12 protein-coding genes are annotated in these 12,214 nt (G+C 62.9%); 3 read left to right on the top strand and 9 right to left on the bottom strand.

The features are described from left to right. Positions 1 to 106 precede the first annotated feature (106 nt). Positions 107 to 1,174, top strand: coding sequence for a glycosyltransferase family 9 protein (locus tag H4I92_RS08610; protein ID WP_077530192.1), 1,068 nt, complete (start codon positions 107 to 109; stop codon positions 1,172 to 1,174). Between the two features lie 3 nt (positions 1,175 to 1,177). On the opposite strand, the gene H4I92_RS08605 is transcribed toward H4I92_RS08610, so the two are convergent. Beyond that, the gene (locus H4I92_RS08605) at positions 1,178 to 1,579 is read right to left on the bottom strand and encodes a DUF6165 family protein (RefSeq protein ID WP_077530191.1); all 402 of its coding nucleotides are present in this window, start codon (positions 1,577 to 1,579) and stop codon (positions 1,178 to 1,180) included. Positions 1,580 to 1,628: 49 nt separating this feature from the next. Then, on the bottom strand, positions 1,629 to 2,189 hold the full coding sequence (locus tag H4I92_RS08600; protein WP_077530190.1) for a hypothetical protein: 561 nt from the start codon (positions 2,187 to 2,189) through the stop codon (positions 1,629 to 1,631). Positions 2,190 to 2,360: 171 nt separating this feature from the next. On the opposite strand from H4I92_RS08600, the gene H4I92_RS08595 reads away from it, so the two are divergent. After that, entirely contained in the window at positions 2,361 to 2,726 is a 366-nt protein-coding gene (locus H4I92_RS08595) for a hypothetical protein (RefSeq protein ID WP_077530189.1), read from the top strand. Positions 2,727 to 2,732: 6 nt separating this feature from the next. Here the strand turns inward: H4I92_RS08595 and H4I92_RS08590 are convergent, their stop codons facing one another. From H4I92_RS08590 to lptM, 7 genes are read right to left on the bottom strand one after another with little or no spacing between them, the layout of a single operon-like run. Next, positions 2,733 to 5,915 carry an ATP-binding protein gene (locus H4I92_RS08590; protein WP_077530188.1) on the bottom strand — a complete coding sequence of 1,061 codons (3,183 nt, stop codon included), beginning with the start codon at positions 5,913 to 5,915 and terminating at the stop codon, positions 2,733 to 2,735. Beyond that, positions 5,915 to 7,627 carry a diguanylate cyclase gene (locus H4I92_RS08585; protein ID WP_077530187.1) on the bottom strand — a complete coding sequence of 571 codons (1,713 nt, stop codon included), beginning with the start codon at positions 7,625 to 7,627 and terminating at the stop codon, positions 5,915 to 5,917. Before H4I92_RS08585 ends, H4I92_RS08590 begins: the two co-directional genes overlap by 1 nt. Beyond that, on the bottom strand, positions 7,620 to 8,597 hold the full coding sequence (gene xerC / locus H4I92_RS08580) for a tyrosine recombinase XerC (protein ID WP_077530186.1): 978 nt from the start codon (positions 8,595 to 8,597) through the stop codon (positions 7,620 to 7,622). Before xerC ends, H4I92_RS08585 begins: the two co-directional genes overlap by 8 nt. A gap of 23 nt (positions 8,598 to 8,620) precedes the next feature. Then, positions 8,621 to 9,355, bottom strand: a complete 735-nt coding sequence (locus tag H4I92_RS08575) for a DUF484 family protein (RefSeq protein ID WP_077530185.1) — start codon at positions 9,353 to 9,355, stop codon at positions 8,621 to 8,623. Continuing rightward, positions 9,352 to 10,284 (bottom strand): diaminopimelate epimerase, encoded by a 933-nt coding sequence (gene dapF / locus H4I92_RS08570; RefSeq protein ID WP_077530184.1) that lies wholly within the window; start codon positions 10,282 to 10,284, stop codon positions 9,352 to 9,354. Before dapF ends, H4I92_RS08575 begins: the two co-directional genes overlap by 4 nt. Continuing rightward, a complete protein-coding gene (gene lysA / locus H4I92_RS08565) occupies positions 10,281 to 11,540 on the bottom strand; it encodes a diaminopimelate decarboxylase (protein WP_077530183.1) in 1,260 nt (419 codons plus the stop codon). Before lysA ends, dapF begins: the two co-directional genes overlap by 4 nt. A gap of 18 nt (positions 11,541 to 11,558) precedes the next feature. Then, on the bottom strand, positions 11,559 to 11,708 hold the full coding sequence (gene lptM, locus H4I92_RS08560; RefSeq protein ID WP_077530182.1) for an LPS translocon maturation chaperone LptM: 150 nt from the start codon (positions 11,706 to 11,708) through the stop codon (positions 11,559 to 11,561). Between the two features lie 102 nt (positions 11,709 to 11,810). On the opposite strand from lptM, the gene H4I92_RS08555 reads away from it, so the two are divergent. After that, on the top strand, positions 11,811 to 12,214 hold a 404-nt coding region (locus H4I92_RS08555), incomplete at its 3' end, for a PAS domain S-box protein (RefSeq protein WP_179105665.1).

The following is a 12,214-nucleotide window of genomic DNA, read 5'->3' as shown; positions in this document are numbered from 1 at the left end:
CATATGCCCATCGTTGATGCAGACGGGTGATGGGGCGCCCGCTGCCTGCAGCATTCTAGCAAGCAATAATAAGACGACTCCAACCCGGGCCAGTCCGACCTAATCCATGCTGAATGATTCATCCGGCACATCCGTCAACTCCATCTGCATCCTCCGCCTTTCCGCGATCGGCGACGTGACTCATGTACTGCCGGTCATACACAGCCTCCAGAAGCAGATCCCCGGCGTACGCATCACCTGGATAATCGGTAAGATGGAAGCGCGCCTGCTCGAGGGTCTGCCCGGTGTCGAATTCATTGTATTCGACAAGAGCGCCGGTCTCCGGGGTTACATCGACCTCTGGCGTCAGCTGCGGGGCCGGCGCTTTGATGTACTCTTCCACATGCAGGTGGCACTGCGAGCCAATGTTGCAGCCCTTCTAATACCTGCGAACGTCCGGGTTGGCTACGACCGGGCGCGCAGCAAGGACCTGCACGGCCTTTTCATCAACCAGCGGATCCCCAGAAGGAGCGGTCAGCACGTACTCGACTGCCTGGCCAGCTTCCCTGCCGCTCTGGGGCTCAAACCGACAGAACCAGAGTGGTATATCCCGGTTTCGGAGACGGACACCGCGTTCGCGGAGCGTGTACTGGATCCAGCCCGCTTGAACCTGGTCATCAGCCCTGTCGCCAGCCATGAGCTCCGGAACTGGCCCACGGGACGATACGCAGCACTCGCGGATTACGCGGTACGCAAATACGGGATGCGCATTATCCTGGTCGGTGGGCCTTCAGAGCAGGACCAACAGTACTGTCGGGCGATCGAGCAGGCGATGCAGGAAGAGGCGCTCAACCTCTGCGGGCAGGATACCCTCAAACAGCTCGCGGCCCTGATGGCCAGGGCGGATCTTGTCATCGCGCCGGATACCGGCCCGGCACACATAGCCAATGCCATGGGCACCGACGTTCTAGGGCTCTTTGCTGGCTCCAACCCCTACCGCTCAGGCCCCTATAACTCACTCGAGTGGTGCGTTAACCGCTACCCGGAGGCACTGGAGCGCTTTACCGGCAAGCAGGTCGAAAGCGCACGCTGGGGGGCCAAGGCGGAGTTCAACGGTGCGATGGAACTGATTACGGTTGCCGACGCCACCGCTATGCTCGACCAATGGATGGCACAGCGTCGCCAGAGCGCCTGAGCCTCAGTCGGGGCTGTAATCACGGTAGGACTTCTCTTCCACGAAACGTGACCCCAGGGTGAGGTTGACCCGTTTCTTGATGGCCGCGCGCTCGTCGTTGCTGAAATAGACTGACCGGGCGAGCTCAATGAAGCGCTCACCAAAACGCCCAGCCGCCTCCTCTTCCCGGATGGCATCCTCAATCTCCCAGAGCTTCTCGTTGACGGCTTTCAGCTCCCGGCGCTCCACAGCAACACGGTCGGGTTCGGTAATGGCCTCCTGCCAGTGCTGATTAAGAGCGTCCAGTTCCGCTTGAACGTGCCGCAGTTTCTGCGTGTCCCCGATGCGTTCGGACTTGATCTCAAGGATTGTGATCTTATCCAGTACTTCACCAAAGGAAACCGGTATCCGGATCGTGTCAGTCATTGGTTTTCTGTCGTACCCTCGATGGCATGAAATCGAGCGCGGGAGTCTATCATCCGTTGCCTGCCTGTGGTTCATCAGCCAATGACAGATGCGAAACATCAGGCGCTGGCGGCTCCGGTTTCTCCTCGCCGGCTCCAAGATCCTCACCGGGCGGCGCCACTGACCATTCCTCCAGATGCTCGAACACGGGCTCCGGCTCTTCCCGTGTATCCCCGAGCTGCTCCCCCGGAGCACCCAGGCTGAGATCAGAGCCGGCCAGAATGGAATCCACCTTCTCACCCGCCACTGGCAGGCGATCACCCGGCTCCACGGGCACATTACCGCCCGAAGGCGCAGTGTCACGGCCCTCATCCCGGCTGGCTTCCGGCTGCTCCGCCGTCCCGACCTGCTGCATAGGCTCAATATGCGCCACCAGCCCATTCTTCTTCATGGCGGCCTGGTACTTGTGTGCCGTGGCCTCATCAAGCCGGTTCCTGATCACCACGCGCTCACCGGAGAACATCTTCTCCAGCTGGGCATCATTGGCCTTGAACAGCCCCCTGGCCCGTTCGCGCGCCGACTGTTCGTCGAGACCTGCTTCCCTTTCCCCGCGAAACACCAGCTGATACATAGCGTTTGCCCATCGTTTGCCTGCGTCTGTTTCACAGCATAGCGCACATGGCGCCCGTGAGCCCTGTAGCAGAGCGAGCACCGGAATATTGAAAAGCTGTCAAACCGGCTGCATTAACCGGGACACCCGGTGATAATGCAACCGTTACGTTCTGTTACGTTGAATGCGATGATGACTCGGGTTTCCACAGGATACTGGCTTACGTTTCTGGCGGCCACGCTGCTGCTCAGCCCGATTACGGTGGCGGGCACCAGCGACAGCCTGGAGGAGCGCCTGGCCACGACCCTGAAGCAGCTGCATGCCAGCTACGAGGGCTACGAGCAGGCCACGGTCCCCGAGGATGGACATCCCAAAACCTACCTGCTTCTGGACTTTGAAGGCGACAACCTAAGCCGGCGCGAGCAGCGCCAGGAGCGCATCCACCACATCTGCAGCCGCATACTCACCAACCGCGATCTGGTGGAGGATCTCTCCAGGCGCGGAGTGCACATGGTATCGGTAGCCTTCGACCGCCAGCACCAGTACGACTGCCTCTGAACCGCGCTACTCTGGCTCTGGCAGAACCTCTTCCCCCACGAACTGCTCCAGAAGCTGCTGCACCCGGTCCAGCTCAAAGCCGGCAACCGCCTCCGCCAGCTGGTCGGCAAAGGCCACCAGTTCCTCAACACCATGCTCCCGCGCCTGTGCCTGCAGATCTTCTGCAAACGACTGCAGCGCTTCCGGGTCGCCACTGTCGACCAGAGACGTGGCCTGGGGAATCAGAGAATAACGCAGCGCCCGCATCACCCGTTTCTGCTGTTCCTCACTGATTGAGCGCCAGGATGTAAGATCCGCCCGCTCAGCATCTCCATCCGTCTGATCCAGATCAATACGTTCATGGGTAAGGTAATGTGCGAGCTCCCCGAGTAGAATTTCGCGGCTCACGGGTTTGTGCAGATAGCCATCAAACCCTGCCTCGCGGATACGCGCCGCCTCGCTGGTCATCACCGAGGCCGTTAGCGCTACGATCGGAATGTCGCTGAGCCGCCGGTCATCACCAAAGGCCCGCAGTGCCGCAAACCCGTCCATTTCCGGCATACGGATGTCCATCAGCGCCAGATCCGGACGGGAAGCCCGGGCCTTTTCAAGGGCCTGAACCCCGTTTTCGGCCTCTTCGACGGCAAGCCCTTCAGGCTCAAGCACATCCCGGACCAGCTGACGGTTCACCGGGTTGTCATCCACGATCAGAACCCGACTGCAATTGAAGCGGTAACGCACTTCCACCGTCTCGTCATTCACATCCGGGGCGGCCAACGCTGTTTCCACATCACTCAGGTGCACGCGGAAAGTTGTGCCCTGGCCGGGCTGACTGTACACACTGAGCTCCCCGTTCATCATCTCGACCAGCTTGCGGCTGATCGCCAGCCCCAGACCAGTGCCGCCGTACTGGCGACTGCTCTGCCCGACCTGCTGCTCAAAGGCCTCGAAGATCCGCTCCTGCTGCTCCTCGGGAATGCCGATGCCGGTATCGACCACCTCGATGCACAGCTCAGAGGCCTCACTCTCCTTCCAAGCCACACGTACCCGGACCTCACCATGGTCGGTGAACTTGATGGCGTTACCCACCAGGTTGAACAGCACCTGGCGCAGGCGGGTTTCATCCAGCACCATCACCGGCGGCATGTTCTCGTCCATTTCAAAGACCAGTTCCAGCCCTTTCTCGCGCGCCCGGATTGTGAAGATATGGCGCACATCCTCCAGCAGCCGGTTGAGATCCAGCGGCCCGTACTCAAGCCGCATCTTGCCCGCCTCCACGCGCGACAGGTCCAGAATGTCGTTAATCAGCGTCAGCAGACTGCGGCTGCCGGCCTTGATGGATTCCAGATAGCCACGCTGGCGCTCATCCGTGATGGTGCGCTCAAGCAGTTCCGTGTAGCCGATGACCGCATTCATGGGGGTGCGGATCTCATGGGACATGTTCGCAAGGAATTCGCTCTTGGCGCGGTTCGCCTCCTCCGCCTGGTCCGCCAGGTCCTCGGCCCGCTGCTTGGCGTCCAGCAGTTCTTCCTCGCTGCGCTTCAGGGCCTGTTCCGAACGGACCCGTTCACCCACTTCCCGGGAAAGTTTGCGGTTCCAGTAGAAGAAAGCCGCCAGCACCAGCAGGGCGATGATTCCCACACGGCGGACCACGGTGTAGTCCGCCTGCTGTTCCACGTCGAGCTTGATCCAGCGGTTGTAGACCTCGTCCAGCGCCGAGCGGTCAATGCGGCTCAGGGCCTTGCCCAGGATCCCAACAAGTTCCGGATGTTCCGCGCGGACAGCCAGCCTGAGATCGTACTGAAAGGGCGCGATACTGGTGATCCGGAGGTTATCCAGACCCAGCCGTGAAATGTTGTAGCTGACGCCGGGGATGTGGGTAATCATCACATCCAGCTCATTACTGGCCACCCGCCGCAGTCCCTGCTCGATGGAGGCGACTTCCGTGATGGCCAGTGCCGAGTGGTGACGGCTGAGATACTCTCCGGCGGCCATACCCCGGACCACACCGACCCGATCGCTGTCGTCGAGCTCGGAGAGATCACCCACGAACCTATGGTCATCGCGCACCACTATCGCCACCGGCAGACTGAGATAGCTGCGCGTGAACAGGTGCTCGTCCTGGCGGTCCGGTGTGCGGGGAAGTGCGGGCACCGCATCCACTGTCCCATCAGCGAGCATCGAATCCACAGTCTCGCCAGGGGGAATCGGCACCTGCTCAAAGCTGTAATCAAGCTCGTCTTCAATCAGTGACAGAAGATCCGGAATCACACCTTCCAGTTCCTCGCTGTCGCCCCGGAACTCAACGGGAGGCCAACCGGTGCGCATGGCTACTTTCAGTTCCGGGTTGTCTTCCAGCCACTGGCGTTCATTGGCAGTGATCGCCACCTCTTCCTCGGTGTCCCCGAAGATCTCCTCGTGGCCTATCCAGGCCCCCTGGATATTGCGGTGTTCCAGGGTGGTCATCGAATCAATGGCGGCATCCAGAATGCCCCGCAACTTCCCTTCCTCGAAAGGGACGGCATAGGACATGGGCAGGGGGCGCTCCTCCATGACCTGCACCCTCTGGATGGCGCGCAGATCGTTGTTCTCCAGATACTGATCTCCCACGGGCACGGGCGCGAGCAGCGCATCCGCTTCCTCGCTGCGCAGCATGTCCATGGCCTCATCCAGCGTCAGTGCCGCCAATGGCGTGAATGACGGGATACGATCCAGAAGCTGGAACGGGTAGCGATCGCCGTCCAGAAAGACCACGCGCCTATCCTCGAGGCTGCCGAGCCGGCTGATGCTGGCGTTGTCACGGCGCGCATAGATGCCGTAGCGCACCCGCATGTAGGGTCTGGTAAAGCGGTACTGGCCGGTTGAGCGGTTAGCGAAGCGCATGCTGATCGCATCGATCTGGCCCTGAGCCAGCATACGTTCAAGAAGCAGCGGATTGCCGCCGACCATTTCCACACGGGTACCCAGCTTGCGCTCCAGAAGCCGGGCATAGCCGGACTCAGTACCCAGAACCCGACCGAATTCATTGCGATAGGCCAGCGGCGGGCGGCCTGAGGGGATGCCCAGGCGGATGCGCTCCTTGTCCTGCAGCCAGAGCTTCTGATCCACACTGAGTTCCGGCAGATTATCGGTGGCCGGGAAGGGGATGGCCGGGGTCGGCACCGGAATGCCCAGTGCCAGCAAAGCCATCAGAACCACCAGCAGCCGCATCAGCGCTCCCCTCCTGAGCGTTTATCCTCCTCGGCAGCGGGCAGGACGCGGTTACGGCCCTGCTCCTTGGCGCGATACAGGGCACGGTCCGCACTATCCAGAAGCTCGTGCGGCCCATCAACCTCCATAAAACCAGTGATACCACCGGAAAAGGTCACCTCAACCCGTTCATGACGGAAATGGAACGGCAGTGACTGGATCCGCTCGCGCAGTTTGCCCATCACGGTAACAGCGGTCTCCAGCGGCGTTGCCGGCAGCAGAACAATGAACTCCTCGCCCCCGTAACGCGCGATGTAATCCGTCTCACGCAGATTCTCCCGCAGGGATTTGGCCAGAAGCTGGAGGACCTTGTCCCCAGCCAGGTGGCCGTAGGTGTCGTTGATGTCCTTGAACCAGTCAATGTCGATGATGGCCAGACTTGTGGGCTCGCGATAGCGATACCAGCGCCGGTACTCCTGGTCCAGCCGTTCCTCAAGAGCTTCGCGGTTGGGCAGCTGGGTCAGCATATCGGTGGCAGCCCGCTCCCGCTCCTTTCTCAGCTCCTTCTGCACTTCCCGGGACTCGGCCTCCATGGCGGTCACTTTCTCCTGAAGATCCTGTACCTGTTCCCGCAGGGCCTTCTCACGATTTGTTTCAGCCTCGCGATACTCGGTCAGCGTGGCATTGAGGCGATCAACGTGATCACGAACCGCCTGCTGCAGGCCGCTGAGTTCGGTCGCCCCCAACGCGCTGCTTCCCATCTCATCCAGTTCCTGATCGATGCGCTGATCGAATTCCTCGGATACTTCCTGCCAGTGCCCGAAGTCCAGGGCGCCGGTCTCAAACTGGGTACGCAATCGGACCAGTCGCTGATCCAGACCTGCCAGGAATTGCTCGAACTCCCGCTGCCCCCGGCCCACGGCCGCCACAACCAGGTGCACGACTTCATCAAGAACCGCCTGGATCTGGCCCCAGTTCTGACTTTCGCGGACCCTTTCCTGAAGGAGCTCAATCCGGTTCTGGGCCGGTTCCGGCAGCACGATATGCTGCTGGATATGACGCAGCAACTGGAGAAGACGGGCACTGAGATTACGGAACTGCCCGTCGTCGACCCTGGGCTCACCACTGTCCAGATCGAGTCCGTCAGCCAGTTCTCCGGTCTCCGGTTCCTCAGAGTCACTATCCGGAAAAGACGCTTCGGCTGCCTCTTCCCTGACGTCGGTTCCGCCCCCAAAAACCCGCTGCCAGAAAGAGCCCCGCTTCTGTGTCTCTCCGGACTCGGAAAGAATCCGCTGCTGGAACTCCGCCAGCTGCTCCAGGATGCCGGGCAATGCACTGAACCGCCCGACTGTCTCGGCCGGGGTGCGCTCCAGCGCCTTGAGCTGCCTGCGGTCATCCCGCCCTGCACGGGAACGCAGCGGATCGACCAGACGCTGCAGCGCCTCCTGGAGCCGGCGAACAACCGCCTGACGTTCCTCGTCGAACCCGGAAACATGCGCTTCCAGCGCGTCCTGGAGACGCAGCAGGTCGCTGGTGTCCGGATTACCTTCCCGGGCCAGTTCGCGCAGCTCGCCCAGAACCCGGTCCAGTCCACTGTCCTGCCCCTCGGCAACCAGCGAGACACGCACCAGAAGCCGCTGTAGACTGTGCTGGCGCTGCTGCCGTTGCTGTTCATCCTGCTCATGCTGTTCCAGCGCGGCAAGATACTTCTGCCGCCAGTCCTGGTCACTCATGCCGCCCCTGCTCCGTCCTGGCTCCGCGGTCACCGGCCTTGCGCCGTCGCGCACGCGGATGCGCGCTGTCGTACACCTGGGCCAGATGCTGGAAATCCAGGTGAGTATAGATCTGTGTGGTGGCGATGTCCGAATGCCCCAACAGTTCCTGTACGGCCCGCAGATCGCCACTGGATTCCAGCATGTGGCTGGCAAAGGAGTGGCGCATCAGATGCGGATGCAGGCCCTGGTCCGCGTGGCAGTGCTGCCCCCAGCGCCGCAGGCGGGCCTGCACCGTGCGGCGATGGATGCGCTGCCCTCTGCGGCTGACGAATACCGCCGGCTCACTGGCCGGCGCCAGCGCCGGACGCTGTTCCAGCCAGCGGTCCAGTGCCGCCAGCGCCGCGCGGCCAACAGGCACGATGCGGGTTTTGCCGCCCTTGCCGGTGACCCGGACGCTGGCATCACGGCGATCGATGTCGGACCCATCCAGCGCCACCAGTTCCGCCAGCCGCAAGCCCGAGGAATACATCAGCTCGATCATGGCCAGGTCACGCATTTCCAGCGGATCCTCAGGAGACTGCTCGAGCAGATGGTGCAGCTGGTCCACGTCCATCACGCTGGGCAGCGGACGCTGGTTGCGCGGTGGGCGGATATCCAGGGCAGGGTTGTCGGCCACCATACCTTCCCGGATGAGGAACCCGTAGAACCGCCGGATGGCGGAAAGGTGGCGTGCGATGGTGCGACCGGAACGCCCCTCACGGGCCAAGCCGGCGACGTAATGGCGGAGCTCCGCCTGGCTGAGCGCTACAGGGTCGCGCTCCTGGTTGTCACACCACTGGCAGAGCCGGCGCAGATCCCGGCCGTAGTGTTCGCAGGTCCGCTGGGCACTGCGTTTCTCAGAGGCCATATAACGCAGGAAGCGTTTTACAGGCTCCGGCAGCTCCCCGGCAGCCTCGACCCGTTCCGCGTACGCATCAGTGGACGCCATGCTGGAGCTCCCGGAGTGATGGGTCAGTGGCCGGCTTCCGCATCGGGCATGGCAATCCGGCCTTCCGGCGCCAACAGCGGCGGAAGCAGCCGGCCAAGGGTATCGCTGATGTAGGTCATGAACAGCGACCCCATGCTGCTGTGGAAATACCCTTCGTCCTCACTGGCAATGGCGATCAGGCCAACGCACTCATCCCGGCGCACCGGGATCACCGCGGCTGACCCCACCCGTTCGGGCGAGGAGAACAGGGCCTCACGGTGGCTGTCACGCAGCCGGCCGAACAGCGGCTGGCTTTCATCCAGTACGTCACCGAACACCTCCCGGGCCTCGCTCCGTTTAAGGTAACGCACGGCCCCGCACTGGGAAGGCGGCTCGCCATCGGTCAGCACCGTCAGGGTCGCGCTCTGGAGCTGGAATTCCCCACGAATGGTCTCATCCAGAACCGCTGCTACCTCCTCCACGGAGCGGGCGTCCAGAAGCGCCATGAGCAGGCGCTTACTGCGCGCAAACAACTGGTCGTTCTGCCGGGCAATGCCGATCAGGCCGGACAGCTCCTCACGCAGGGCATCCCGCTGCTCGCGGAACAGGTGCACCTGACGCTCCACCAGCGAGATCGCCTGACCACTGTCATGGGGAAGTGTCAGCTTCTGCAGGAGATGCTCGTGACGCTCGAAGAAATCCGGGTTGGCCTCCAGGTACTCAGCCACATCGGCTTCGGAAACCCCGGTGGTTGCCGGTTCCGCTGTCGGGTCTGTCATGCATTACCCTTCTTTTTCCTGTTGTTCTGCGGGCGACCACCACCCTGACGGGAGCGGCGTCCGTCACCGGGTGGCTTGATCCGCCCTTCGAAGACCCGCGTGGCGGGCCCTTCCATCGTAACAGCTACCCCATCACCCGGCCACGAAATGGTCAGGGGACCCCCAAGCAGCTCTACCGTGACACGCTCGGTCAGCAACCCCCGCAGCCGCCCGGCCACAACCGCCGCACAGGCGCCACTGCCGCAGGCCCGGGTTTCGCCCACACCCCGTTCGAACACCCGCAGCCGTATCCGGTCCGGCGCCACCACCTCCATGAAACCGGCGTTGGCCCGGGCCGGGAAACGTGGATGAGCCTCGATCAGCGGACCGAGACTTTCGACCGGGGCTGTATCCACATCGTTCACCACCAGCACCCCATGGGGGTTACCCATGGAAACCGTGGAAATGCTTAATTCCTGGCCGTCCACCGTGATCGGGTAGGTCACCGCCTGTTCGTCGGCAGCAAACGGAATCGCCGCCGGAGCCAATTCCGGCACGCCCATGTCCACCCGTACCAGCCCCTTCTTCGTGACCTCCAGGGTCATGATGCCGGTGGCCGTCTGTACCCGTATCCGGTGCTGGCGGGTCAGCTGCTGGTCGCGCACGAAGCGCGCGAAACACCGGGCGCCGTTGCCGCACTGCTCCACCTCGGAGCCATCCGCGTTGAAGATGCGATAGCGGAAGTCCACGTCCGGGCGCTCCGGGGGTTCCACCATCAGCAGCTGGTCAAAGCCCACCCCCTGATGCCGATCCGCCATTTGCCGGATCTGGCTGGCTTCAAGCTGCACCGGCTGGGTGATGGCATCCACCACCATGAAGTCGTTGCCAAGCCCGTGCATCTTGGTAAAACGCAGCCCGCCGCCACGCGCCCTGCGCCCGTCACCGCTCATGAGCCCAGCTCCGGCAGCGGTATCTCCGGTGCCAGCTGCTCCTCCAGTGTCTCCCGCCGGCGCACCAGGTGCACATCCGTTCCGTCAACCAGGATTTCCGGTGGCCGGTTACGAGTGTTGTAGTTTGAACTCATGACAAAACCGTAGGCGCCAGCCGAGCGCACGGCAAGCAGATCGCCCGCCTCAATGGCCAGCTCGCGCTGCTTACCCAGAAAATCCCCTGTCTCGCAGACCGGCCCCACCACGTCGTAGACCGCCGGCTGGATGCCGTCGTGATCCGCCACCGCCTCGATCCGCTGCCACGCGGAATACAGGGAGGGCCGGATCAGGTCGTTCATGGCGCCATCCACGATGGCGAAACGGTGCTCATCGCCGCCCTTGATGCCTTCCACCCGGGTCACCATGATCCCGGCATTGGCGGCAATGGAACGCCCCGGCTCCAGGAGCAGCTCCAGATCCCGGCCCGCGACCCGCTCCTTCAGGGCTTGCCCGTAGGCGCCAGGGCTGGGTGGCTGCTCGTCGCCATAGGGCACACCGAGCCCGCCGCCCATATCCAGGTGCTGGATGGCGATGCCCTCCTCAGCAAGGTCATCGATCAACGCCAGCATCCGCTCGAGCGCATCCATCAGCGGATCCAGGCTCTGCAGCTGGGAGCCGATGTGGCAGTCCGCCCCCACCACCTCGAGGCCGGGCATCGCCGCCGCCCGGCGGTAGAGTACCCGCGCCTGCTCAATCTCGACGCCGAACTTGTTCTCCTTCAGGCCGGTGGAGATGTAGGGATGGGTCTGAGCGTCCACGTCCGGGTTCACACGCACGGACACCGACGCGATCCGGCCGCGCTCCGAGGCCACCTCGCTGATCATGGCCAGCTCGAAGTCGGACTCCACGTTGAAGCAGCGCACACCGGCCTCCAGGGCACGCTCAATTTCCCAGCGCTGCTTGCCAACGCCCGAGAAAACGGTCGCTCCTGGATCACCACCGGCCCGGATCACGCGCTCGAGTTCGCCACCGGAGACAATGTCAAAACCCGCCCCGAGCCGGGCAAGCACATTGAGCACGGCCAGGTTGCTGTTGGCCTTCACCGCGTAGCAGATGCGGTGCGCCATGCCCTCCAGTGCCCGGTCATAGGCGTGGAAATGGCGCTCCAGTGTGGCCCTTGAATAGATGTAGCAGGGCGTGCTGTAATCCGCTGCGATCCGGCTTACCGGTACGGACTCAGCGTAGAGCTCACCGTCGTGTCGGTTGAAAAAATCCATGGTCGGCGTCTGCCCTGATTAGCAAAGATGACTGGGGGTGGTATGCGGCGTCGGTGCCTGTGCACTGTCCGGCGCTTCCGGGTCGCCTTCCCGGTAGAGCGGCCCCTTCTGCCCGCAGCCGGCCAGAACCAGCATGAGCGCCAGAAGCGCCAGGATCGATCCGCGCATAAGCCACCTCCCCAAAGAAACCCGGTATTATAACGCCACAGTTGAAGGATCTCACACACGGATGTCACCCGGCCGCCATGCTTTCTGCTAATCTCGGGCGCTATGAGGGAATATCTGATCAAGCGGGTTCGCACCGAACCGGGCAGCAACGCCAATGCCGAGCCGGCCAGCCTGCAGGTCGACGATGAAGGCGTCATCCAGGCCGCGGATGACGCCGCCGAGGCCCTGTTCGGCTACGGCATCCTGGAGATGCAGGGGCTGCCCGTACACCAGCTTGTGGCCAGCCGCGAGGACAACCCTCTCATGCCCCCGCTCAACGAGGCCCTGGAGCAGGGCCAGAGCGCTCTGATCACCGTCCGCCACGCCTCCGGCTATTTCTTCTCCATCAGCCTGCGCCGCTCCACCAGTGATGCCACGGCCAGCACCGAGGAGGCCATGCGCATCCGCCCCCGCCAGGCCACCCCCCTGGACACCCGCGTGTTCCGCCTGGCCGAACAGAGTGGCGG

The organism is Vreelandella halophila, assembly GCF_019903425.1.
GTDB classification, from domain to species: Bacteria; Pseudomonadota; Gammaproteobacteria; order Pseudomonadales; family Oleiphilaceae; genus Halospina; species Halospina halophila.
This window is presented reverse-complemented; position numbering and strand designations above follow the sequence as displayed.

Bases quoted from the DNA above. Each gene is read 5' to 3' on its own strand.
- H4I92_RS08610 (WP_077530192.1), top strand. From the start codon at position 107: ATGCTGAATGATTCATCCGGCACATCCGTCAACTCCATCTGCATCCTC.
- H4I92_RS08605 (WP_077530191.1), bottom strand. From the start codon at position 1,579: ATGACTGACACGATCCGGATACCGGTTTCCTTTGGTGAAGTACTGGAT.
- H4I92_RS08600 (WP_077530190.1), bottom strand. From the start codon at position 2,189: ATGTATCAGCTGGTGTTTCGCGGGGAAAGGGAAGCAGGTCTCGACGAA.
- H4I92_RS08595 (WP_077530189.1), top strand. From the start codon at position 2,361: ATGACTCGGGTTTCCACAGGATACTGGCTTACGTTTCTGGCGGCCACG.
- H4I92_RS08590 (WP_077530188.1), bottom strand. From the start codon at position 5,915: ATGCGGCTGCTGGTGGTTCTGATGGCTTTGCTGGCACTGGGCATTCCG.
- H4I92_RS08585 (WP_077530187.1), bottom strand. From the start codon at position 7,627: ATGAGTGACCAGGACTGGCGGCAGAAGTATCTTGCCGCGCTGGAACAG.
- xerC (WP_077530186.1), bottom strand. From the start codon at position 8,597: ATGGCGTCCACTGATGCGTACGCGGAACGGGTCGAGGCTGCCGGGGAG.
- H4I92_RS08575 (WP_077530185.1), bottom strand. From the start codon at position 9,355: ATGACAGACCCGACAGCGGAACCGGCAACCACCGGGGTTTCCGAAGCC.
- dapF (WP_077530184.1), bottom strand. From the start codon at position 10,284: ATGAGCGGTGACGGGCGCAGGGCGCGTGGCGGCGGGCTGCGTTTTACC.
- lysA (WP_077530183.1), bottom strand. From the start codon at position 11,540: ATGGATTTTTTCAACCGACACGACGGTGAGCTCTACGCTGAGTCCGTA.
- lptM (WP_077530182.1), bottom strand. From the start codon at position 11,708: ATGCGCGGATCGATCCTGGCGCTTCTGGCGCTCATGCTGGTTCTGGCC.